Annotated in this window: 21 protein-coding genes; 5 read left to right on the top strand and 16 right to left on the bottom strand. The window is 66.6% G+C overall.

Features of this window, described 5'->3' with window-relative positions; genetic code table 11:
* Window positions 1-25: 25 nt before the first annotated feature.
* Complete coding sequence (locus ACZK2R_RS19690) at window positions 26-1246, top strand: multifunctional CCA addition/repair protein (protein WP_180838423.1); 1221 nt, start codon at window positions 26-28, stop codon at window positions 1244-1246.
* A 46-nt stretch (window positions 1247-1292) separates the two neighbouring features.
* Here the strand turns inward: ACZK2R_RS19690 and ACZK2R_RS19695 are convergent, their stop codons facing one another.
* The 13 genes from ACZK2R_RS19695 to ACZK2R_RS19755 all read right to left on the bottom strand — a co-directional run bounded on the left by ACZK2R_RS19695 (window position 1293) and on the right by ACZK2R_RS19755 (window position 14090).
* A complete protein-coding gene (locus ACZK2R_RS19695; RefSeq protein ID WP_125895627.1) occupies window positions 1293-1490 on the bottom strand; it encodes a hypothetical protein in 198 nt (65 codons plus the stop codon).
* A gap of 102 nt (window positions 1491-1592) precedes the next feature.
* A complete protein-coding gene (locus ACZK2R_RS19700) occupies window positions 1593-2027 on the bottom strand; it encodes an SseB family protein (RefSeq protein WP_180838424.1) in 435 nt (144 codons plus the stop codon).
* Window positions 2028-2076: 49 nt separating this feature from the next.
* Window positions 2077-2412: a hypothetical protein gene (locus tag ACZK2R_RS19705; protein ID WP_180838425.1), complete on the bottom strand. Its 336-nt coding sequence runs from the start codon at window positions 2410-2412 to the stop codon at window positions 2077-2079.
* A gap of 3 nt (window positions 2413-2415) precedes the next feature.
* Window positions 2416-3177, bottom strand: coding sequence for a S41 family peptidase (locus ACZK2R_RS19710; protein ID WP_258015814.1), 762 nt, complete (start codon window positions 3175-3177; stop codon window positions 2416-2418).
* Entirely contained in the window at window positions 3174-3452 is a 279-nt protein-coding gene (locus tag ACZK2R_RS19715; RefSeq protein WP_258015815.1) for a hypothetical protein, read from the bottom strand. The genes ACZK2R_RS19710 and ACZK2R_RS19715 overlap by 4 nt, the downstream gene beginning before the upstream one ends.
* 150 nt (window positions 3453-3602) lie before the next feature.
* Window positions 3603-3815, bottom strand: coding sequence for a hypothetical protein (locus tag ACZK2R_RS19720; protein WP_125895630.1), 213 nt, complete (start codon window positions 3813-3815; stop codon window positions 3603-3605).
* A gap of 3 nt (window positions 3816-3818) precedes the next feature.
* Window positions 3819-4853, bottom strand: a complete 1035-nt coding sequence (locus ACZK2R_RS19725) for a S41 family peptidase (protein WP_180838426.1) — start codon at window positions 4851-4853, stop codon at window positions 3819-3821.
* A 258-nt stretch (window positions 4854-5111) separates the two neighbouring features.
* Window positions 5112-8147 (bottom strand): autotransporter family protein, encoded by a 3036-nt coding sequence (locus tag ACZK2R_RS19730; RefSeq protein WP_180838427.1) that lies wholly within the window; start codon window positions 8145-8147, stop codon window positions 5112-5114.
* Between the two features lie 298 nt (window positions 8148-8445).
* Complete coding sequence (locus ACZK2R_RS19735) at window positions 8446-9510, bottom strand: acyltransferase family protein (protein WP_180838428.1); 1065 nt, start codon at window positions 9508-9510, stop codon at window positions 8446-8448.
* Window positions 9510-10658 carry an N-acetylglucosamine-6-phosphate deacetylase gene (nagA, locus tag ACZK2R_RS19740; RefSeq protein ID WP_180838429.1) on the bottom strand — a complete coding sequence of 383 codons (1149 nt, stop codon included), beginning with the start codon at window positions 10656-10658 and terminating at the stop codon, window positions 9510-9512. Before nagA ends, ACZK2R_RS19735 begins: the two co-directional genes overlap by 1 nt.
* The gene (locus tag ACZK2R_RS19745) at window positions 10658-11686 is read right to left on the bottom strand and encodes an SIS domain-containing protein (protein ID WP_049400482.1); all 1029 of its coding nucleotides are present in this window, start codon (window positions 11684-11686) and stop codon (window positions 10658-10660) included. Before ACZK2R_RS19745 ends, nagA begins: the two co-directional genes overlap by 1 nt.
* Before the next feature lie 7 nt (window positions 11687-11693).
* Complete coding sequence (locus ACZK2R_RS19750) at window positions 11694-12761, bottom strand: LacI family DNA-binding transcriptional regulator (RefSeq protein ID WP_006391719.1); 1068 nt, start codon at window positions 12759-12761, stop codon at window positions 11694-11696.
* A 39-nt stretch (window positions 12762-12800) separates the two neighbouring features.
* A complete protein-coding gene (locus tag ACZK2R_RS19755) occupies window positions 12801-14090 on the bottom strand; it encodes a sugar MFS transporter (protein ID WP_106469126.1) in 1290 nt (429 codons plus the stop codon).
* A 376-nt stretch (window positions 14091-14466) separates the two neighbouring features.
* Between ACZK2R_RS19755 and ACZK2R_RS19760 the strand changes: the two genes are divergently transcribed.
* The 3 genes from ACZK2R_RS19760 (at window position 14467) to ACZK2R_RS19770 (ending at window position 20807) form a co-directional block, all read left to right on the top strand.
* Complete coding sequence (locus ACZK2R_RS19760; RefSeq protein ID WP_180838430.1) at window positions 14467-15486, top strand: glucokinase family protein; 1020 nt, start codon at window positions 14467-14469, stop codon at window positions 15484-15486.
* Window positions 15487-15629: 143 nt separating this feature from the next.
* Entirely contained in the window at window positions 15630-18338 is a 2709-nt protein-coding gene (locus ACZK2R_RS19765; RefSeq protein WP_005414491.1) for a TonB-dependent receptor, read from the top strand.
* Between the two features lie 111 nt (window positions 18339-18449).
* The gene (locus tag ACZK2R_RS19770; RefSeq protein WP_180838431.1) at window positions 18450-20807 is read left to right on the top strand and encodes a family 20 glycosylhydrolase; all 2358 of its coding nucleotides are present in this window, start codon (window positions 18450-18452) and stop codon (window positions 20805-20807) included.
* 135 nt (window positions 20808-20942) lie between these two features.
* Here ACZK2R_RS19770 and ACZK2R_RS19775 read toward each other — a convergent pair whose 3' ends face one another.
* Both ACZK2R_RS19775 and ACZK2R_RS19780 read right to left on the bottom strand, forming a co-directional pair.
* Window positions 20943-21335: a VanZ family protein gene (locus ACZK2R_RS19775; RefSeq protein WP_180838432.1), complete on the bottom strand. Its 393-nt coding sequence runs from the start codon at window positions 21333-21335 to the stop codon at window positions 20943-20945.
* On the bottom strand, window positions 21332-22516 hold the full coding sequence (locus tag ACZK2R_RS19780) for a class I SAM-dependent methyltransferase (RefSeq protein WP_010480950.1): 1185 nt from the start codon (window positions 22514-22516) through the stop codon (window positions 21332-21334). The genes ACZK2R_RS19775 and ACZK2R_RS19780 overlap by 4 nt, the downstream gene beginning before the upstream one ends.
* 59 nt (window positions 22517-22575) lie before the next feature.
* Between ACZK2R_RS19780 and ACZK2R_RS19785 the strand changes: the two genes are divergently transcribed.
* Window positions 22576-23313 (top strand): pteridine reductase, encoded by a 738-nt coding sequence (locus ACZK2R_RS19785; protein ID WP_024957037.1) that lies wholly within the window; start codon window positions 22576-22578, stop codon window positions 23311-23313.
* Between the two features lie 31 nt (window positions 23314-23344).
* On the opposite strand, the gene folK is transcribed toward ACZK2R_RS19785, so the two are convergent.
* A complete protein-coding gene (gene folK / locus ACZK2R_RS19790; protein ID WP_180838433.1) occupies window positions 23345-23830 on the bottom strand; it encodes a 2-amino-4-hydroxy-6-hydroxymethyldihydropteridine diphosphokinase in 486 nt (161 codons plus the stop codon).
* Between the last annotated feature and the right edge of the window lie 53 nt (window positions 23831-23883).

The following is a 23883-nucleotide window of genomic DNA, read 5'->3' on the forward strand; positions in this document are numbered from 1 at the left end:
GCGCCGGGCATGCGATCATCCTCCCATGAAGATCTATCTTGTCGGCGGCGCCGTGCGCGACCGCCTGCTGCAACGCCCTGCCGGCGACCGCGACTGGGTGGTGGTCGGTGCCACGCCCGCGCAGATGGAGGCGCAGGGCTACACCGCCGTCGGCCGCGATTTCCCGGTGTTCCTGCACCCGAAGACCGGCGAGGAGTACGCGCTGGCGCGCACCGAGCGCAAATCCGGCCGTGGCTATCGCGGCTTCGTGGTCGATGCCGATCCGGCGGTCACCCTTGAAGAAGACCTGCAGCGCCGCGACTTCACCATCAATGCGATTGCCTGCGATGAGGAGACCGGCACACTGGTCGATCCTTACGGCGGCGTACGCGATGTTGAACAGCGTGTGCTGCGGCACGTCGGTCCGGCCTTTGTCGAAGATCCGCTGCGCGTGCTGCGTGCGGCGCGCTTCATGGCACGCTTCGCGCCACTGGGCTTCACCGTCGCCGAAGAGACCATGGCGCTGATGCGCGAGGTCGCCGCCAGTGGCGAGCTGGACGCGCTGGTGCCGGAACGCGTCTGGCAGGAACTGCGCAAGGCGCTGGTCAGTGAACGGCCCTCCGCCTTCCTGCGCACGCTGCACGCTGCGCATGCGTTGGGCCCGATCCTGCCCGAGCTGGAAGCGCTGTATGGCGTGCCGCAGCGTGCCGAATTCCATCCGGAAGTCGACACCGGCATCCACCAGGAAATGGTCAGCGACATGGCCGCGAAACTGGCACCGGGTGATGACCTGGTCGGCTTCGCTGCCCTCACCCACGACCTCGGCAAGGGCCTGACCCCGCCGGAGGAATGGCCACGCCACATCATGCACGAGCAGCGCGGCATCAAACCGCTGAAGGCATTGTGCGCGAGGTTGAAGATTCCCACCGAGCACCAGCAACTGGCCGAAGCGGTCTGCCGCGAGCACTTGAACGTGCACCGCATCGACGAACTGCGCGATGCCACCGTGCTGGAACTGCTGGGTCGCTGCGATGCATTGCGCCGGCCGGAACGCGTGGCCCGCATCGCGCTGTGCTGCGAGGCCGACAAGCGCGGCCGGCTCGGTTTCGAGGACAGCGACTACCCGCAGGGCGAGACGCTCAAGCGCCTGCACCAGGCGGCGCTGTCAGTGCAGGCACGGGATCTGGATACCACGCATCTGAAGGGCCCGGCCATCGGCGAAGCACTGGCCAAGGCGCGGGTGAAAGCCATCGCCGCCGCCCGCTGAAGCCCGGGTAGTGCCGGCCGCTGGCCGGCACCTTCACATCGCCCGTCTATCGACGACGCTTGCGCGAGAAGTGGTCGACTGCATGAGCACCCAACAAGATAGGTTGCATCAAGAGGAAGAGCCAACCACCCAACCGGAGCGTCTCCACCGGATTGAACCGGGTGATGAACGCAGCTGCCAGTGCCAAACCCGCAAGAAGGCCGATCTCATAGACCCACAGCGATCGGTTAGAACGCTTGCCCACGATGCTCCTCTCCATTGAACAGGACGCACTTGCAAACCATCGCCGCCGTCCGGCATCACGGGTAGTGCCGGCCGCTGGCCGGCAACCAGACAATCCCTGGATTCAGTGCGCCATGCCGCGGGTGATCGCCGCTGCACGCTGCTTCAGCTGGGCCACGGCATCGGGAATCATCTCCATGCCCACGTCCAGGCCCGGGTTCAGCACCAGGCCGACGCCGTCGCCGATACCGGCCAACAGCGCATGCACCGCAATCGGCATGGCATGGGCGAACTGCGGCAGCTGCTCGTGCCACAGGCCGGCGCGCTCGGGCGCGGTGAACACCGCGAACATCGCCTCGCCGCTCTCGCTGGTCAGCACCAGCGGCGAAATGCTTTCATCCCAGGCACCGTCTTCGCCAATGGCTTTGTCCAGCAGCACGAACGCCGTCGAGGTCAGCAGGCCGTCGAGGAACTGCGCTGCGGTCAGCGTGCCGTCCTGTGCCTGCAGCAGGCGCACCTCGAGGTCGTTGAGGGGTTCGAACGGGGTGTCGTGGTCCATGGTCGCTTCCGGTACGTGATTGCAGGGCAGACTTTAACAGGCCCAGTCCTCAACCGATGAATCCGTTCCGCCACAGCCAGCCCAGCGCAGCCAGACCGGCCACCACCACCAGCATCAGCGGCAGGCCGAAGCGGTGCCGCCACGGGATCGGCACCCCGCCCAGCTGCTGGTCCAGGGTGTCGGTGTCCAGCAGCCAACCGTGCCCGCAGCGGGTGCAGGCCAGCTCGTAACGACGCTGGTAGGTGAAGCCGAACAGCAGATCGATGCGCGCCATCTTGTAGCGCAGCTGCGGCGCGAACTCGGTTTCTGTCTGGCAACGGAAGCAGTGCTGGGCTTCGGTGGGGCCGACCACCACCACCCGTTCGTGCTGACCGATCAGGATCATGGGTCAGCGGCCCTGGCAGGCGGGTTGGGCCAGCAGCCATTGCTGGGCGGCCTGCAGGGTGGCTACATCGCCTATCGTCAGTTCATCCGGAGCGAGTCGGGCACCGGCGCCGACGCCGTTGCGGTCTCTCATCACCGCGGTCGTCAGCGCCAGCACGCTTCCATCCACCAACGTGCGCGTGATGTTGCTTGTTGAGAAGCCCGCTGTCGACTGCCCGAAACTCCGCGTCTGGGGGCGCCCCCTGAATGACAGCATCGTCGCTTCGCCAGAGCTGGCGGTATTCGACCCGACCAGAACGGCGACGGGCGCGCCGGGCTGCTTGAGGGAATACCCCGGTCGACCGAATCCCAGCCTGGGACGACCATCGACCTGCACCATGGTCGGCGTCAGACTCCAGCGCCGCGACCCGTGGGCAGTAGCAAACGACCCGACCTCTTCCACGCCTGTCGACGACGTGCGCAGCAACGGCGCAACACCCAGCAGCATCGGCCACATGTTGCCCCCATGGTTGCTGCGCAGATCGACAATCCAGCCACAGCGATCGCCGCTGTCCTTGCCACGGATGACATCCTGCCATTGCAGCGCGCGCTGGATGTCCTGATTGAACTCGTCCTGCCGCGCAGCCCCCGGCGTGGCGGCATAGCCTTCGATGACCACCCAGCCAATGCGTGCATCGACGGCACCAGTCACTTTCGCCTTGGCAACGGCCTCAGCGCCGACCTGCTTCGAGCGCTCCGTGGCTTCACGCTTGCGTGCAAGCGTCATCCAGACACCATGCCCCCGGTGCTCTCCACGATGATCTCACGCAGAGCGGTATGCAACGCACCCGGGTACGCCTGCAACGACGCCAGTCGCTTACGAGCGGCAGGCCAGTCCACTTTGTCGCGGTACAAGGCTTCATGCTCGAGCAGATCCAGGATCTGTACCTGCGCTTCCGGCGAAGGTACTTCGGTGGTGGACGCGATGGCGGCCGTTGCGTTGGCTGCCAGAAGGGTCAGTATCAGCGCGCCATTCCCAGGCACTCCCTTGCACATCTGCATGCGACGTTTCCTTGTCGTTGGGTCAGGTTCACAGCATAACCGTGGCGAATCATGCCGCGCCATTATGCGGATAGCCGTTGTAGAGCCGAGCCCATGCTCGGCTGCATGGGACACGATCAAAGCAGCCGAGCATGGCTCGGCTCTACAGGGTCATGGCGCCGGTGGAATCTGTGCCGACCAAGGTCGACACCTACCAGAGCGGGTCTCGTAGCGGCGATGGTAGGTGAGGCCGAACAGCAGGTCGATGCGCGCCATCTTGTAGCGCAGCTGGGGCGCGAACTCGGTTTCCGTCTGGCAGCGCAGGCAGTGTTGGGGTTCGGTTGGGCCGACCACCACCCGCTCCTGCTGGCCGTTCAGGATCATGGATCAGCTGCTCTGGCAGGCGGGCTGGGCCAGCAGCCAGGCTTGGGCGGCGGCAAGGGTGGCTGGTCCGCTGGGGGTAGCCTGATCCGGCTGCATCCTGCCACCGTCGCCCTGGCCGTTACGGTCGGTCATGACGTTGTGGGTCAACAGCAAGGTGGTACCGTCCACCAGCGTCGTCGGTCGATTGCCGGTAGAAAAGCCCGCGCTCGGCTGACCGAAACTACGACTCCCTGGTTGCCCTCGAAACGCGAGTGCCACTGCTTCGCCGGAGCTGGCAGTGCCTGCCCCCATCACCACCGCCACCGGTGCCGTGCCCGCACGCAGCCGATACGCGCCCTGTCGTGAACGCAGCATCGATGCGTTGCCTTGCACGACTTCACCTTCCGCCTGCCGCCACCACAGCAATCCATTGGCACTACGGAAAGCGCCGATCAACGCTCCCTGCGTATCCGGCGTTCCATGCAGCAATGGCAACAAACCAAACAACATCGGCCACATGTTGCCGCCGCCATTGCTGCTTACATCCACTACCCAGCCGCACCGCATTCCGTCATCCAGGCCAGCGATACGCTCCTGCAACGCCAGCGCGTAGACCTTGCGTGCTTCATAACGTTCCGATTCGCTGCGTTGCAGGTCTTCCACGAAGGGGCTCACCCGCAGCACGCCGATGCGGGGATTGGCGTGTCTGGGGGCAGCGAGGTCGGTCGCCTGAGCGGCATTCAAGCGCTGAGCACGTTCGGAGCGCTGACGCTGCTCGCTTGGTGAAAACCAACGGCCGTGGCCTCCGCTGCTGCGTGTGGCGGCCTCATCCAGAACACGGCGCTGTTGTGCGCGGTCATCGCCTGCGGCGTTCAGGCGTGCGCGCACGTCGTTCCAATCGACGCGGCCACGGTACAAGGACTGGGTTTCCAACAATTGCAGCATCTGCTCACGCGCCTCGGGCGACGGCAGCTCCACTGTTTCCTCTGCAACAGCGGCCGCAGATGAAAGCAGCAGCGTGGCGAGCATGGCGGCACGAACATTCCTTAGGTCCAGCATCGACGACTCCTTGTCATGTATCGAAGCCTTAGGATAGCCGTGGCGGGATCGATCTCGCCACGCACCAGTGTTCTATAGAGCCGAGCCCATGCTCGGCTCTGTGGGAGTGGACCGAAGCAGCCGAGCATGGCTCGGCTCTACAGGGTCATGGCAGCGGAGAGAGTCGTGCCGACCAAGGTCGGCACCTACCAGAGCAAGGTCATGGCGCCGGTGGAATCTGTGCCGACCCAGGTCGGCACCTACCCAATCCTGCGGTGGTCACCAGTCCGCGCGCAGGCCGATGTTGCCTTCGATGATGCGGCGCTTCTCGTTGCGGTCGCCGCCCAGCTCGCACGTGTAGTCGGCCACGGCGTACGCACTGATGGTGCGGTTGAAGCGCCCGACCACACCTACGCCGGCTTCCAGTGCGCGCGAGCGCTGCGAATTGATGATCGTGTCGTTGTCGAAGCCGACGCGGTCCTCGCCGGAACGGCCATGCCAGTAATTGAGCTTGAAGTACGGTTGCCAGCCGTTGTCGGCCAACTGGTAATCGCCGGCCAGGCGCAGGCCGATGCGGCCGGTCCAGGCATTGTCGTTGTCGAAACGCACGCTCGATACTTCATCGCGACGGTCGTCCAGCGAGGTGCGCTGCCAGATCACCTGCACCTGCGGTTCCAGCCACCATGCGGACTGACCGAAGTGCAGCAGCGGCTTGCCGGCCTCCACCGACACGCTGGTGCCGTCGCCGCTCAGGCCGAAGCCGAGCCCGCGAGAGGAACGTACGCGGCCGTCGTAACGGCTCTGCATCGCCACGGCGTCGATGTACCCCCCGCTGCTGTCGGTGAACGTCCAGTACAGGCCCACGTGCTTGTCGTCCAAGCGGTTCTGCCCCACCTGCACGTTCTCCCAGCCGAGTGCCAGGCCGGTGGTCTTGCCCTGCGCGCGGGTGCGGCCGACGAACACGCCGATCTGATTGCGATGGCTGTCATTGGCCGTGGCCCACACATCGAGGCCGGCCTGCAGGCCCATCACATCGCCATCGAAGCCCGGCTGCGCATCGCCCTTCCAATGGATCTCGCTGCTCTGCCCCACCAACCGGCCCCAGGCCGTGCGGAATGCGCCCTTGTTGTACAGCAGGCGCTGCTCGCCCTGCCGCTCATGGAACGTGCCGAGGCTGGCCAGCGAGGTCTCGCGCAGCAGCGGCGGCACCACGGCGTAGGTGGCGGTTTCCACGCGGTACAGCGGTACCACTGCGCCCTCGGCGGGGCGTGCACCCGGCGTCGGCGGCGCACCGGTTCCGGGCAGCGCTCCGCCAGCCACCGGCACGTCCGGCACCGCTGGATCACTGGGCGGCGCCACCGGCACGGGTTCCGGCGGCGGTGGTGGCGGCGCGGTCTCGCCTGCGGTCAGATCCGGATCGGTTGCACCTTCGGGCGGCGGCGGCGGTGCCGGGGTGATCGGTGGTGGGGGTGCGACGGGTGGTGTCGGCGGCGGCGGTGCGCCATTGATACCGCTTCCGTTGGGCGCCGGTGCAGGCCCGGCCACCAGGGTCGAGCGCAGGTACCAGTTCTCGCTGGTACCGGCACTGACACCGCCCTTGAACAGGAAGTACTCGTAGGCACCGGCCGCCACCGGTGCGAACAGCGAAAACGCGCCCGGCGCGGTGCGACCACCATTCAACGCCTGCACCAACAGGATGCCATCGGCCAACGTGGCCGCTCCACTGCCTCCAGCGTTGATGACGCCGATGCCGGTCGTGCCGGTGGCGGTACCGCCATCGATCACCAGGCGGTCGCTGGTGGAATTGTCCGCGCCGAGCACGGTACGCAGGTACAGGCCACCGCCGTCACCACGATAGTTGCCACGCACGGTAAACACGTCGCCAGCACCGGTACCGGTCAGGTCGATACGCCCGGCATTGACCATCTCCACCAGTGCGCCACTGTTGAACGGACGGACGGCATGGCCGCCACTGCCCGCGTAGACAGTGCTGGTGTCATCCACCGTGAGCGTGCCGGTGCCGGTGCCGGTTCCGCTGTCACCCAGCACCAGATCGCCATCGAAGGTCAGCTCGGTGCTGTTGGCCAGGCTGATTGTCTCCCAGTTCTGGAAGCGTCCCACGCCCGCAGCCTTGACGTTGTTGAAGTTGAGCTGATCGATGCCACTGCCACCGTCGAACAGCGGCACTGCACCAAGGTTTCCCTGGTTGAGGTTGCTGAGGTTGGCCACGTCGTTGTCCGGCCCCATGTCGATCGCGCCGTAGACGATGCCGCCGCCGTTCCAGTTGAAGGTGTCGTTGCCGGTGCTGAGCAGTACCTGGCCGCGCACGGTGCCATCGGTGATGGTCACGCTGTCGGCACCACCACTGACACTGATGTTGCCGCCGATGTAGGCCGTACCCGAGATGATGATGGTGTCGGTGTCGAAGCCGGTGACCACGTTGCCCTCAACGATGCCGCCGGACTGATCCCACAGATTCTTGTCCAGCTTCATGTTGACGCGGCCGATGCGGCCAGCGGTCATCCAGGCCTGGTCGCCATCCTCGAACGCACCGACGATGCGGCCACCGCTCATGCGGAAGGTATCGATGTTGTCACCCTGCTGGAGGGCCCCGACGGTGCCGCCGGTCATGACGAAATCGTCGCGGCCGCTGCCCTGCACCACCACGCCGGTGACGGTGCCGCCGGTGACAGTCATCTGGTCATCGCCACCGCCCTGGTCGACGCTGTCGATCGTGCCGTCACTGAGCAGCAGCACATCGTTTCCATCGCCCTGCAGTACGCCTCCGGTGATGCTGCCGGCCTGCATCTCGAGGCGATCGTTGCCCGCATCGAACTGCACGCCGGTCTGACCACTGATCGTTCCCCGATTGACCAGCACGCTGTCACCTGCGCCGATGAACTGCAGGGCAATGTTGTTGCCGGTGCTGATGCTGCCGCGGTTGTCGACGCGGCTGCCGCCCCCAAGCTGCACGGCCGCACCGCCCACCGAACTGATCGTGCCCTGGTTTGACAGCAGGTGACCACCGGCACCGACCAGCACGAGGGCCGATCCACCACCACTCTGCTGCAACTGGGCACCATTGCCGACGTTGACGGTGACGCCAGCCGCGCCACTGGCGGTAACGGGAGTGGTCTGCGGATTCGGTGCGTTGGCATCACAGGTGACCGTCTGGCCGGCGGTCGGTGTCGAGTTGTTACAGCCGGCCCAGGCGACGCTGGCGGTCGTCAGAAGCAGGGAGGGAACGGCGAGGGCCTGCAACACGGAAACAGCAAGGCGGCGCGGGCGGAACGCACGCGGAACGGCACGGGACATGGGGCACTCCTGGACGGGAAATCAGGAACTGCGTATGTGCGGCACTGCGCTTGCAGTCTGCCGTGTGGTGAACCGTTTCGACAGGTGAACTTGCGTGCAGAGAATCACAGTTCAGATGTGAAATCCCCCGGTCCTCACGCCAATGTGATGTGGCTGAAATCGTTCATTTTTTGGCACTTGGGAATCACGCGCAAAGCATCCACGCATGGCGTGGATCTACTGACCCTGCATTGCCAATCGATTCACTCATGGCACCTGGTAGATCCACGCCATGCGTGGATGCCGTTGGCGGATGGGGTCAGATCTTCAGATAGATCTTCCGCCGGTCCAGCCACCACGCCACGCCCCACCACAGCGCGACGAACGCCAGCGCCTGCAGCATCGACGCCAGCTCAAGCGCCTGCGGCATCGCGGTGGCAAGCTGCTGCCAGATCCAGCCCCAGGCGCCGGTCGCCATCAACACCACCGACATCACCGATGCGCCCAGATAGGCGGTGATTGCATTGACCCCGAAGCGCCGGCCCAGCGCCGGCCAGCCCTTCTGGTCGATCAGCACGTGGCCCAGCCACAGCGCCAGCGCCGCAAGACCGCCCGTCCACAGCACGTAACTGGGCGTCCACAGCTGTTTGTTCAGCGGCAACACGATGGCCAGCAACAGGCCGAGCACAGCGGTCGCCACGCCCAGCCCGGCCAATGCCGCCGAACGCCCATTGCGCAGCAGGCCACCGGCAAGCAGGCCGAGCACCGTGCTGGCCAGCGCGCCCAGCGTACTCAGCAATCCTTCCGGGTCATGTCCGAGCCCGGTATCGGCATGCCACTGGTAGATCCACGGTGCGAACAGCGCGGTATCCAGACGACTGGCCGGATTGGTCCACGGCGCCAGATCGCCGACGCCCAGCAGCACGGTATACCCCACCAGCAGACTGACCAGTACGGCCGCCTGTGCGCGCGGACGCGCATACACCGCGAGCACGCCCACCAGCGCCGCGCATACCGCGATCCGCTGCAGCACACCCCAGATGCGGAAGTGATGGGTATCCAGCGCCCACCAGATCAGCAGGTGCAGCAACGCACCGGCCACCAGGATGCGCAGTGCGCGCTCCAGAACGCCGCGCGCCAACGCGGGTCGCGCCGCCGTGTCCAGCGCGCGTGGCGCCACGCTGAAGGCCATCGACACGCCCACCAGGAACAGGAAGAACGGGAACACCAGGTCGGTGGGCGTGCAGCCATGCCATTCCGAATGACGCAGCGGCGCGAACACCGCGCTCCAGTCACCCGGGTTGTTGACCAGCAGCATTGCCGCCACGGTGATGCCGCGCAGGGCATCGATCGAGCCCAAGCGGCGCGGCGGCATACTGTTCATCAAGCGGCCTCGTATTGTCCGGCAATCCAGGTGCCACGCACCTGCAGGGCATCGTCCAGCAGCACCAGGTCGGCCTGGTAACCCTCGGCGATGTGGCCCAGACGATCGTCAACGTTGAGGAACTGCGCCGGATAGGTCGAGGCCATGCGCGCGGCTTCGGCCAGTGGCTGGCCGAGCAGCTGCACGGTGTTGCGCACCGCGGTGGCCATGTCCAGCGCCGAGCCCGCCAGCGAACCGGCGGCATTGCGCACCACGCCGTCGATGGCGGTGATGGTTTCGCCGTACAGCACGTACCTGGGATCGTCGGCGCCAACCGGCGGCATCGCATCGGTGACCAGCAGCAGGCGGCCGCGTGGCTTGGCTGCCAGCGCCACGCGCAGGCTGGCCGGATGCACATGCACGCCATCGACGATGATGCCGATCCAGCTGTCGCGGTCTTCCAGCGCAGCGCCCACCGCGCCGGGCTCACGGCCCTGCAGCGGCGACATCGCGTTGTACAGGTGGGTGAAGCCACGCACGCCTGCATCCAGACCGGCGCGGATCTCTTCGTAGGTGCCTGCGGTATGCCCAGCGGCAACGATCACGCCGCGCTCGACCAGCGCGCGAATGGTCTCCAGCGGCACGCGTTCCGGTGCCAGCGTCAGCAGTGTCACACCGTTGTCCAGCGATGCGGCCAGTGCGATCTCCTCTTCGTCGGGCACGCGGAACTTGCTGGCATCGTGCGTGCCCTTGCGGGCCGGCGCGATGTACGGTCCTTCCAGATGGATGCCGATCACGCCTGGCACACCCTGCGCGATCGCCTCGCGCATCGCATCGATGGCTTCACGCATCACGCCCACGTCGTCGCTGATCAGCGTCGGCAGCATCGCGGTGGTACCGAAGCGGCGGTGCGCCTGCGCGATGGTGCGCAGTGCCGCCACGTCTGGCGTGTTGTTGAACAGCGCGCCGCCGCCGCCATTGACCTGCACATCGATGAAACCGGGCAGCAGCCAGCCACCGCTCAGATCAACCTGCTCGGCGGCCTGGCCCAGCTGCGGCGCTGCATCGGGCAGCAGCGCGCTGATGCGGCCGTGCTCGATCACCACCGCCAGATCATCGCGGAATTCGTCGCCTGCCAGGATGCGGGCATTGCGCAGGACCGTGGCCATCACACCGTCTCCGTGACCTTGTTCAGGTGCGGCGGCAGATCCGGATTGAAGCCACGACGCAGCGCCAGCGCGTTGATCGCGCGGTAGAAGCTCTGCACGGTCAGCAGCGGTGCGCACAGCGGATGCGGCGCGGCCGCTACCGGCAGGTTGCCACCGGCACCGGCCATCCACACCTGTGCACCCCGCGCGGTGAATTCCTCGACGACGGCACGCGTGCCGGCGCCGGTTTCATCAGGCTGGGCAAAGGCCAGCACCGGGAAACCGCGGTCGACCAGCGCCATCGGGCCATGCTTCACTTCAGCCGAGCTGTAGGCTTCGGCATGCAGGCTGCAGGTTTCCTTGAACTTCAGCGCGGCTTCCTGCGCCGCGCCCAGGCCCAGGCCACGGCCGAGCACGAACAGGTTGGTCGCCTCGACCAGGCCCTCGGTCACCGGCGTCCAGTCGCACTGCCAGGCCTCGCGCATCGCGTCCGGCAGCAGGTCCAGCGCCGCACGCAGGCTTGCGTCCTGCTTCCAGTAGGCAGCCAGCTGCAGCAGCGCGGCCAGCGACGCCAGGTAGCTCTTGGTCGCCGCCACACTCTTCTCGGCACCGGCATGCAGCGGAATGACCGTATCGGCCAGCTGCGCCAGCGGCGAATCCTCGACGTTGACCAGTGCGATCACGCGCGCGCCGGCGGCCTTGGCAGCTTCCGCGTTGCGCAGCAGGTCCGGGCTCTTGCCCGACTGCGAGATGACGATGAACAGCGCGCCACGCAGCTGCAGCGGTGCGGCATAGACCGAACCCACCGACGGCGAAGCCGATGCGACCACCAGGCCCAGCTGGGTTTCCAGCAGGTACTTGCCATAGGTGGCGGCATGGTCGGAGCTGCCGCGTGCGCAGGTGACCACGAACGGCGGCGGCGCGGCGCGCAGGCTGGCAGCCAGGGTTTCCATGGTGGCGTGGTTGCGCGAGAACTGGCGCGCGACCACGTCGGCCGCTTCAGCGGCTTCGGCGAACATCAGGGTGGACGTGGGGTCTGACAGCGACATGGCAGGCTCAGGCAGGATCGGAAGGAAGGGGGCGTGCGCCGGCCGGGCGCATCGGCGCGGTCGAACCGCGCACCACCAGCTGCGGCACGAAGCCCTGGTTGTGCAGCGGTGCCGGCGCATCGTCATAGGCGTCGCTGCGCAGCTGTGCGATCAGCAGGCGCGCGGCGTGGCGGGCGATGTCTTCGGTGGCCTGCTTGGCGGTGGTCAGCGGTGGCCACGACTGGCGCGAGAACGGGCTGTCCTCGAAACCGGCAATGGACAGGTCGTAGGGCACGTTCATGCCGGCCGACTTGGCAGCGGCCAGCACGCCGGCAGCGATTTCGTCGTTGGAACCGAAGATGGCGGTGGGCGGCTCGCGCAGCGCCAGCAGGCGGCGCGCGCCGCGGAAACCATCGTCGAAGGTGTAGTCGCCCTGCACCACCAGATGCTTGTCCACGGTCATGCCGTAGTCCTTCAGCGCGGCTTCGTAACCGGCATAGCGTTCGCCCGAGGAGCGGTGCGAGATGCCGCCCCAGAGGAAGCCGATGCGCTGGTGGCCCAGCTGGATCAGGTGCTCGGTGATCTCGTAGGCGGCCTCGCGGTCGTCGACGAATACGCAGGCACCATCGGCCGGGTCTTCGGTGGCCGCAATGATGCGCACCAGCTTGATGCCGCGCGCGGTCAGCGCCTGGATCAGGTCGCGGCGCTCGGACATCGGTGCGGTCAGCACCAACCCGGCCAGGCGCGAACGCTGCACCCAGTCGGCCAGCTCATCGGCCAGCAGCGGCGAGCTGGAATCGCAGGGATGGATCTGCAGGCCGAAACCGGTCTCGCGGCACGCGGCCAGCACGCCGTTCTGCACGCCGATGATGTGGTACGGGTTCGGGTTGTCGTAGACCAGCCCGATCACGAAGGTGGTGCCGCTGCGCAGGTTGCGCGCGGACGGATCGGGTTCGTAGTCGAGCTCGGCGATGGCACGCAGCACCCGCGCGCGGGTGGCCTGCATCACCGAGGGCTCGTTGTTGATCACGCGCGAGACCGTCTTCAGCGAGACCTTGGCTTTCTCCGCAACGTCCTTGATAGTCGCTCTGCGCATGGGTTTTCCCTGGGGTTGGCTGCCGTCCATCATCGCCGATCAGGCCTTGTCCTGCGGCAGGCCGGCGCGATGCCCGATCACCGAATAGAACAGGATGTACAGGTAGCACGGCACCATCAGCAGAACGAACACCAGCTGGAAGTCGATGTGCTGCTTGAGCACGGCGAACAGCTGCGGAATGATCGCGCCACCGGCGATGCCCATCACCAGCAGGGCCGAGCCGGTTTCGGTGAAGCGGCCCAGGCCACGGATCGCCAGCGGGAAGATGGCCGGCCACATCATGGCGTTGGCAAAGCCCAGCAGGGCCACGAAGGCTACCGACACATAGCCGTGGGTGGCCCAGGCGCCAAGACAGAACACCACGCCAAGCACCGCCGAAATGGTCAGGTAGCGCGACTGCGAGACAACCTTGGGGATCAGCAGCAGGCCGACCACGTAACCGACCAGCATTGCGCCCAGGGTAAGCGAGGTGAACATCTTGGTCTGGTCCAGCGGCAGGTCGAAGCCGTGGCCGTAGGTACCGATGGCATCGCCGGCCATCACCTCCACGCCCACGTAGACGAACAGGCACAGCACGCCCAGCCACAGATGCGGGAACTGGAAGATGCTGCGACGCTCGGCGGCACCGGCAGCCGCCGGCGTGGCGTTGGCTTCGGACGACTTGATTTCCGGCAGCGGCGAGAACAGCACCGCCACCGCCAGCACCACCAGCAGCGCAGCCATCGCCAGGTACGGGGTGTGGATCTTGGCGGCAAACTCGTTCAGCAGCGCGGCCTTTGTGACCGCATCTGCGGCCTGCACCTGTGCATCGAGGTCACCGATGCCGTGCAGCACCAGCGTGCCGATCAGCACCGGCGCCAGCATGCCGGCGATCTTGTTGCAGATGCCCATCAGCGCGATGCGGCGTGCCGCCGTCTCGATCGGGCCGAGGATGGAGATGTAGGGGTTGATCGCAGTCTGCAGCAGGGCCAGGCCGCTGCCGATCACGAACAGGCCGCCAAGCGCGCCCGGGTACCAGCGCTGGGTGGCGAACTCACCGAACAACGCAGCACCACCGGCCATCACCAGCAGGCTCAGGCTGAGGCCCTTTTTCATGCCGGTGCGGCGCAGGATCCACGACGCCGGCAGGGCCAGGAAGAAGTAGGACAGGTAGAACACCATCAGCACCAGGAAGGCACCGACCTCGCTGAGTTCGAAGGCCAACTTGACGAAGGTGATCAGCGGGCCGTTGAGCCAGGTGAAGAAGCCGATCAGGAAGAACAACACGCCTACGATGGCGATGGAGGTGGCCACGTTCGGGCGCGCGCTTGCAGCGGGGACGGCGGACATCAGGAGGGCTCCTGCGGCGACGGCCGCAGAACGCGGCGTCGGAGAGTGGCTGGGAACAACGTTGTCACATTCTTTCGATGGACAGCCGCGGTTTGTCAACTTCCACGCGCAGCCCTGTGAACCTCGTGCTGCACTGCGCAACCCGATCGCAACGCATCGTGCTGAATGCGCCGAAGGCCTTGGCCCATGTGCGGCAACGGTTCCCACGTGAAACCTGCACTCACGCCATGTAAACGTTTACTGCATGTCGCATTCGTTGCGATGCAGCAACGAAAGTGTCACGAACTCGTTGACATCGTTGTCAGCGGGGTTACAGACTCCGCCCCAATCGCCGCCCCCGATCCCGGGTCCGGCCCCACCTGCAGCAGGAGCCCGCGTGACCGCCAGCCACCCCGCCCCGGCCCATGTCCTGTCCCGAGTCGCGCCGACGTTCCTGGCCGCCGACGTCGGTGGCACCCATGTGCGCGTGGCCCGGGTCCAGGCCAGCGGTGATGCCGCCCATCCGGTGCAGGTGCTGGAGTACCGCAAGTACCGCAACGCCGACCATGCCGGCCTCAGCGCGATCCTGTCCGACTTCCTCGGCGAAGGCCCGCGGCCCACGCATTGCGTGGTCGCCAGTGCCGGCTACGCCCGCGAGGACGGCACGGTGATCACCGCCAACCTGCCGTGGCCGCTGTCGGCGCGCCAGGTGGAAGCCGACGTCGGCCTGCAGCGGGTCTACATCGTCAACGACTTCGAAGCCGTGGCCTACGCCGCCGCGCAGGTTGACGCCAGTGGCGTGCTGCACCTGTGCGGACCGGAAACCGCCGCCCGCGGCCCGACCCTGGTGGTCGGCCCCGGCACCGGCCTCGGCGCCGCGCTGTGGATCCCTACCGCGCACGGCCCGGTCGTGCTCCCGACCGAAGCCGGGCAACCGACCCTGGCCGCCAGCACCGAACTGGAAATGGCCATCGTCCGCCACATGCAGCGCGACCGCGCGCACGTGTCGATCGAACACGCGATCTCCGGCCCGGGCCTGATGAACCTGTACCGCGCGGTGTGCGCACTGCAGGGCCAGGCGCCGAGCCTGACCAGCCCCGACGCGGTCACCGCTGCGGCCATGGCCGACAGCGATGCACATGCGCGCCAGGCGCTGGATGTGTTCTGCGGCCTGCTCGGCAGCACCATCGGCGACATGGCGCTGTTCTACGGCGCCCACGGTGGCGTCTACCTGGCCGGCGGCATCCTGCCGCAGATCCGTGAATACCTGCACGCCAGCACTTTCGTCGAACGCTACCTGCAGAAGGGACCGATGGGCGAAGCGCTGGCACGCATCCCGGTGAAGGTCGTCGAGCACGGCCAGCTGGGCGTGGTCGGCGCTGCCAGCTGGTACCTGCAGCAGCAGTCGGCCGCCTGACACCGCAACAGGCTTCAACGCAATCGCAGCACGCAGTACGTGGCACGCCAACGCACGGGACTTCGCCGCCGCCCCGCGCATGTCATCGCAACCGTAATCGAACACCGCCGCCGGCATCCAATCGAGTGATGAGGAGAGACATCATGAACACCCGCAAGACCCTGCTTTCGGCCGCCATCGTCAGCTGCATCGCCTTCAGTGCACATGCGCAGCAGGCCGCCCAGACCGCCACCGACCTGGATACCGTGCAGGTCACCGGCATCCGTGGGTCGATGGAAAAATCGCTGGACACCAAGCGCGAAGCCAATGCGCGCGTGGAAGTGGTCACCGCCGAAGACGTGGGCAAGCTGCCCGCGCACAACGTCGCCGACACCCTGCAGCGCCTGCCGGGCGTGAACATCAGCTCGTCCAGCGCCGACGAAGGCGGCTTCGACGAAGCCGACCGCGTCAGCCTGCGTGGTACCAGCCCGAGCCTGACCCAGACCCTGATCAACGGCCACACCGTCGGCACCGCCGACTGGTTCGTGCTCAGCCAGGGCAACAACGTCGGCCGCAGCGTGAGCTACTCGTTGCTGCCGTCGGAACTGGTGCGCTCGGTGGAAGTGAACAAGTCCTCGCAGGCCAAGCTGCAGGACGGCGGCACCACCGGTACCGTCAACATCCTCACCCGCAAGCCGCTGGAATTCTCCAAGCAGCTCACAGCGGAAGGCTCCATCGGCATGGTGCGTTCGGACCAGGCCAAGTCCAACGACCCGCAGCTGTCGGCACTGTTCAACTACAAGAACGACGAAGGCAACTTCGGCGTGATGGTGCAGGCCTTCAGCCAGAAGCGCGAGCTGCGCCGCGAAGCGCAGGAAATCCCGGGCGGTTTCTTCCAGATCGATCCGAATGGCACCGTGGCCAAGTCCAACCCGGACCTGGCCGGCGTCTATGCCCCGGGCCTGCTCGGCTCGACCCTGTTCGAACAGACCCGCGAGCGCAAGGGCGGCCTGGTGTCGCTGCAGTTCAAGCCGATGGACAACCTGACCCTGGGCCTGGAAGGCTTCAGCTCGGAACTGAAGGCGAACAACTACAACCGCAACTTCATGCTGTGGGGTGGCCGCATCCTCAATGACCGCACCGTTGAAGATGCCAATGGCAACAAGATCCTGATTCCGGGCCAGGCCCCGAATCCGGGTTACGTCATCAAGGATGGCGTGCTGTCCAACGCCACCTTCGCCGGCCAGGCCGACCGCGACTACGCGGTGTACGACATGATCTACCGCGAGTCGAAGGCCAAGACCAACTACATCACCTTCGATGCCGACTGGCAGATCAGCGACAACCTGGGCATGAAATTCCAGGCTGGCAGCACCAAGGGCACCGGCGAAACGCCGCGCCAGTACATCGCCGAAGTCAACCTGGCCCGTGGTGGCGGCGCCACCTGGGCGACCCACGGCAACGGCTCGCCGATCGACTGGAACGTCGGGGGCAACATCGGCCCGAGCGGCGTGACCGACTTCGGCACCTGGGGCAACCAGCAGGTCACCGCGATCGACAAGGAAAAGTGGGCCACGCTCGATTTCAACCAGTACTTCGCCGACGCTGGCGTACTGAACTCGATTGATTTCGGCGCCCGCTTCGGCGACCACAAGCGCGAGGCCAAGTCGCCGGAAGGCGCAACCCCGGGCGCGATCTGGAATGCGCTGAAGAACGGCGCCACCGCCAACTTCCCCGGTGGCTTCGCCAACGGCATCGGTGGCAGCTTCCCGCGTGACCTGTGGTACTTCACCCCGGGCGCACTGAAGGAAGCAGTGACCAACAACTCCACCTGGCTGTCCGGCAATGACGGCCCGACCGGCCGCCACAACTACGGCGCCGAGTGGACGGTGTCCGAGAAGAACTTCGCTGCCTACGTACAGGGCAACTTCAGCGGCGACCGCTGGAGCGGCAACGTCGGCCTGCGCTACGTCAACATCAAGCAGGATATCGATACCTACGCCGCCGCCACCGGTTCGACCGTGCCGGACGTGAGCAGCCTGTTCGGCGCGTGGACCCGCGAAGCATTCGAGAACAAGCACAACCGTGTGCTGCCGAGCGCCAACTTCAAGTACGACCTGCGTGACGACCTGGTACTGCGCGTGGCCGCCTCGCAGACCCAGACCCTGCCGGACTTCTCGGCACTGGGTGCCTCGTCGTACGGTTCGGACCTGAACCGGACCGGCGGTGGCGGCAATCCGAAGTTGAAGCCGGTGGTGTCGACCAACTTCGACGCCAACCTGGAGTGGTACTTCATGCCGCGCGGCATGTTGTCGATCGGTGCCTACTCGATGCGCCTGAAGGACTACGTCGCCTTCAGCACCGAGAAGGAAATGCTGTTCAGCGAGCTGACCAACCGTCTCGAGGAATACAACATCTCCCGCCCGCGCAATGCCGACGGCAAGGTGCGCGGTATCGAAGTGGCCTATGAGCAGCCGATCGGCGAGTACTTCGGTGTCAATGCCAACTACACCTACGCCGATGGCAGCACCGACCACACCTGGGCCGATGGCAGCGACAACCTGCTGGGTACTTCGAAGAACACCTACAACGTCGGTGCCTACTTCGAGAACGATACCTTCGGTGCACGCGTCAGCTACACCCGCCGTTCGTCGTTCCTGATCGGCCTGTCCGGCGCCAACCCGTACTACCAGGATGACTTCGGCACCCTGTCGGCGTCGCTGAGCTACAAGGCCACCGACTGGCTGAGCATCAGCTTCGATGCGCTCAACCTCAACAACCCGACCTACAAGTACTACCAGACCGCGGCCATCCCGACCTCGTTCTACAGCAACGGTCGCCAGTACTACCTCAACTTCCGCTTCAAGTACTGATCCAGCGGCGGCAACATCGCCGAGTCGTGCACGCACGCCGGGCCTGGGTCATTCCGGGCCCGGCGTTTTTCATGTATAGCGTTCATCGCACCGTTCCAAGGAGTCGTACCGATGGTCAAGCCTTCCCGCGCCCGGATGCGCAGCGCAGTGCTGCTGGGCAGCCTGCTCGCCCTGTTGCCGGCACTGCCGGCACTTGCCGCCGACCCCACACCCGCCACTGAAGCACCCGGCCCCCTGCTGCGCGCCGACAGCCTGATGCTGATTCCTGCCCCGGCCACCGTGCAGCGCGGCCAGGGCAGCGGCATCACCGTCCGCGCCGACACCGTGCTGCAGGCCGAAGGCGAAGCCGCGCAGCGCGTCGCCAGCCAGTTCGCCGATCTGCTGGCCCGCAGCGGTGGTCCGCGCCTTGCACCAGCCAGGGGCAAGGCGGCAGGCACGTCGGGCAGCATCCGCTTCCAGATCGTGCCCACCTTCCGCGACAGCGGCGAAAGCTACACGCTGGAGAGCACCGCGCAGGGCGTACTGATCCAGGCCGGCAACGAAACCGGCCTGTTCTACGGCGCGACCACCCTCGCCCAGCTCGCCACCGGCGGCAGCAATGGCGTGCTGCCGGCGGTGCAGATCCAGGACGCGCCGCGCTTCAGCTGGCGCGGTTTCATGCTCGATTCCGCACGTCACTTCCAGAGCCTGGACGAGATCAAGCGCGTGCTCGACGCGATGGCCGCGCACAAGCTCAACACCTTCCACTGGCACCTCACCGACGACCAGGGCTGGCGCATGGAGATCAAGCGCTACCCGAAGCTGACCGACGTGGGCAGCTGCCGCCTGCCGGCCGGCGACGGTGGCATCGATCCGGTCACTGGCAAGGAGCATCCGTATTGCGGCTTCTACACGCAGGACCAGATTCGCGAGGTGATCGCCTATGCGGCGAAGCTGCATATCCAGGTGATCCCGGAAATCGATGTCCCGGGCCACGCGACTGCCGCGATTGCTGCGTATCCGGAGCTGGGCACCATCGATACGCCGTTGAAGCCGATCAGCGAATGGGGCGTGTTCCCGAACCTGTTCAACGTGGAAGACAGCACCGTCACCTTCCTCGAGAACGTGCTGGAAGAAGTGATCGACCTGTTCCCGGCCAAGTACGTGCACGTCGGTGGCGACGAAGCAGTGAAGGACCAGTGGGAAGCGTCGAAGCAGGTGCAGCAGCGCATGCGTGCGCTGGGCATCAAGGATGAAATGGCCATGCAGAGCCACATCATCAAGCGCCTGGAGACCTTCCTGGAGGAGCACGACCGGCGCCTGATCGGCTGGGATGAGATCCTCGAAGGCGGGCTGCCGCCGCAGGCCACGGTGATGTCCTGGCAGGGCACCGAAGGCGGCCTGGCTGCGGCCAGCGCCGGCCATGACGTGATCATGTCGCCGGTCGGCTACCTCTATCTGGATTACCTGCAGACGGCCTCGCCGAACGAACCGCCCGGCCGCCCGACCCAGGTCAACCTCGGCAAGCTGTACAACTTCGAGCCGGTGCCGGCCGAGCTGGCCGCTGACAAGCGCGGGCACATCCTCGGCCTGCAGGCCAACATGTTCACCGAGCACACGCGCAGCTACGCACGCCTGCAGCACAACCTGTTCCCACGCCTGGCCGCCGTGGCCGAGACCGGCTGGAGCACGCCGGAACATCGCGATTTCCGCGATTTCCTCGCGCGCCTGCCGTCCCAGCTGCAGCGCTACCGTGCCTGGGGCCTGGCCTATGCGCAGACTCCGTTCGAAGTGGGCGTGGACTACACCGACAATCGCGCGGACAACACGGTGACGGTGTCGCTGGCCAATCCGCTGGGCTATGAAGTGCGCTACAGCACCGATGGCCAGCCGGTGAGCGCGCAGTCACCGCTGTACCAGCAGCCGCTGACGGCGCAGCTGCCCGCCGCCGTGCAGGCCGCCGCGTTCTACCAGGGCCAGATGCTGGCCGCGAAGCCGACGGTTGCGGACTTCACTGCGCAATCGCTGCTCAGCCGCCGCAGTGATGAACTGCTCAGCTGCGTGGGCAAGAAGGGGCTGGTGCTGCGCCTGGAAGACGATGGCCCCCGCGAAGGCAACCGTGCGGTGTTCAACGTGGACATCTTCCAGCCGTGCTGGCGCTGGCCGCAGGCGCAGCTGGACGGCATCGGCAGCGTGGAAGTGCGTGCGGGACGTATTCCGTACTACTTCCAGCTGGCCCACGACGAACCCAAGCGCCGCTTCGAAAAGGCCAAGCGCGCGCACGGCGAGATGCAGGTGCGTCGCGGCGACTGCAGCGGCAAGGTGCTGGCTGAGGTACCGCTGCCGGCCAAGCCCGGTGCCGATGGCTTCGTGACACTGCGTGCAGCGCTGCCGAAGGGTACCCAGGGCACCAGTGACCTGTGCATCAACTTCACCGGCGACACGCGCCCGGCGATGTGGGTGCTGGATGAGGTCACGCTGGGGAAGTAACGGCAGGTCTGTCCTGGTGGGTGCCGACCCTGGTCGGCACCCCGGGCAGCTCATCCACGCGCGACGTGGATCTACGGATTCCATCCACGCATGGCGTGGATCTACAGGTGGGTGCCAACCTTGGTTGGCACGCCTTTACCCGCGCCAGCGCAGCAGCAGGTCGCGCATCGGGGTCAGTGCGGTGGCCATGCCGGCCAGCACGCCAATGGTGTTGGCCAGCGCATCCATCGGGTCGGCCATGCGGTTGCTGGTCAGCGCGCCCTGCGCGAACTCGATGCCGATGCCCATCAGCACCAGGCCCACGCCCACCCACAGCAGCGGGCGGCCCCGACGGAACAGCTGCACCGCGCTGCCGGCCAGGATGAAATAGGCGAGGAAGTGTTCGCCCTTGTCGCTGTTTTCCGGCAGCGGGATCGGCGGCGGCGGGATCAGGCAGACCACGATCACCAACAGCACCGCCAGCGCCCACAGCACGCCCCACAGCCGCGGCCGCCGCAGCGGCTTGATCACCGGCAACGCGTGGCTCACAGGCGCCAGCTCAGATCACCCAGCTCGAAGGCCGGTTCGAAGTCGACGCCACGCTGCAGGCCGATAGCCTGGAAGCGCTCGCCCATCTCCGTCGGCAGGGTCAGCTTCTTCACCTGGTCGCGCAGCTGGATGCGGCCGACCTCATCGGTGCGTTCCTCGGCCAGCAGCAGCACCTGGTCCAGGCCGTTGCCAAGCAGGAAACTGGCCTGGCTGCAGTAACCGGCCAGCTCGAAACCGCCGTGCATGCCGGCCTCGGCCATCGCCGTGAAATCCACCGACGCCGTGATGTCCTGCAGGCCCGGCCAGCGGTGCACGTCGTTGTGCACGTGGTGGCGGTAGAACGCACGCACGGTGCCATCGTCGCGGTCGTGCTGGTAGAACTCACCGCGGTTGTAACCGTAGTCGACAAACAGCATCGCGCCACGCTGCAGGCCACCGGCGACCGCCTGCAGCCAGTACGGCAGCTGCGGCAGCACTTCGGAGCGGTAGCCCTCGGCGAAGGGCTTTTCCAGATAGCGCTCGATGTGGCGTACCGCGCCATTGAGCAGGATGTCGGCCGGCTGCGCGCCGCGGATGAAGTTGCCTTCGGCATCCAGCTCGACGGTTTCCTCGTAGACCTCGCCATCGCGGATCAGGAAGCGCGGGGTCGGCAGCGCGTCGATCACCTCGTTGGCAAACACCACGCCCTCCCAGTCCTCCTCGAACGGGCGGTCGACCCAGTCCACGCGCGCCGCCAGCTCGGCCGGCAGGTTCTGCTGCAGGCGCTGCTGCTGGCGCTCGCGCAGGTCGGCGCTGGGTTCGAGGATGGCGTACCGCGACGGCAGTGCGTCGAGCTCGGCCAGGCGCAGCAGCACCGCCTCGGCGAAGGCGCCGGTACCACCGCCCAGTTCCAGCATGCGCGCCTGCGCACCCAGCTGGGCGAACACCGGCGCCAGCGCATTGGCCACGCTGCCGGCGAACAGGCTGCCGAGCTCGGGCGCGGTGGTGAAGTCACCGCTGCCACCGAACTTGCTGGCGCCGGCGCTGTAATAGCCCCAGCCGGGGGTGTACAGGCACAGCTCCATGAAGCGGGAGAACGGCATCGCCCCGCCCTGCGCAAGGATTTCGGCACGCAGGGCGGCGGCCAGCTGGTCGCTGTGGGCCAGGGCATCGGCTTCGGGCAGGGGGAAGGTGGGCTGCATGGCGTCTTCGAATGCGGTGACAATGGTGCACAGGATAGCCGAGCCTTGGAGGACCCTCGATGAGCGACACCCACCCCGTGGTCCTGATCACCGGCAGCGCGCGCCGGATCGGTGCGGCCATCGCCCGCCAGTTCCATGCCTGTGGCTGGTCGGTGGTGCTGCACGCCAACACCTCCAGCGCGGAGCTGCAGCAGGCCGCGTTCGATTTCGACAACGTGCGCCCGGGCAGCGTGCTGGCCCTGCAGGCCGACCTGCGCGACGCCGACGCCCTGGCCGACCTGGTGGAGCAGGCCGTCACCCACTTCGGGCGACTGGATGCACTGGTCAACAACGCCTCCAACTTCTTCCCCACCCCGCTCGGCCAGGTCACCGCCGAGGCGATGGACGAGCTGTATGCGGTCAATGCGCGCGCGCCGCTGCTGCTGTCACAGGCGGCGGCGCCCTACCTGCGCCGCCAGCAGGGCTGCATCGTCAACCTGACCGACCTGCACGGCACCGACCCGATGCGCGACCACATCGCCTACACCATGGCCAAGGCCGCGCTGGAGATGGCCACCCGCTCGCTGGCGCTGGAGCTGGCGCCGAAAGTGCGGGTCAATGCGGTAGCGCCGGGGGCGATCCTGTGGCCGGAACAGGGCAAGGACGATTTCGCCCGCGAGGCGCTGCTGGCACGCACGCCGCTGGCACGGATCGGCACGGTCGAGGAGATCGCCGAGGCGGTCTACTGGCTGGTGGCCGAAGCCAGCTTCGTCACCGGCCACACCCTGCGCGTGGATGGTGGGCGAACGGTCAGTTGAGGTAGTGCCGGCCGCTGGCCGGCAACCTCCGTCATCCGAGGTCCACCACCTCGAACGCCTCGCCAAACTGTCTGTGCGCACGCCACAGCGTTGCCAGGTCCTGCCCGCTGACCGGGTCGATGAAGCCCGGCACGATGTCGGCCAGCGGCTTCAGCACGAAGGCGTGCTTCAGCTCCGGGCGCGGAATGCGCAGGTGGCCGGGACCTTCCACCACCAGATCCCCATAGAACACTACGTCGATGTCCAGGGTCCGATCGGAGAAGCGCGGCCCGCTGCGGTCGCGCCCGTGCGCGTCTTCCAGCGCATGCAGCCACTCGTCCAGTTCCTGCAGCGGCAGGTCGGTTTCGATCGCCACCGCATTGTTGAGGAAGGCCGGGCCATCGAAGCCGACCGCGGCGGTACGGTAGGCGGGCGACACCTGCAGCGCGCCGAAGCGCTCGCGCAGGGCCGCCACCGCGGCGTGGAGGTAGCGACGGGGCTGGACGTTGCTGCCCAGGCTCAGGAGCACGGTGGTCATGCGGTTCAGGTGACGGCACTTGGGGGGGGCGTGGACATGCCGTCGTCACGGCG

Source organism: Stenotrophomonas sp. 96582_Sma, from assembly GCF_056480905.1.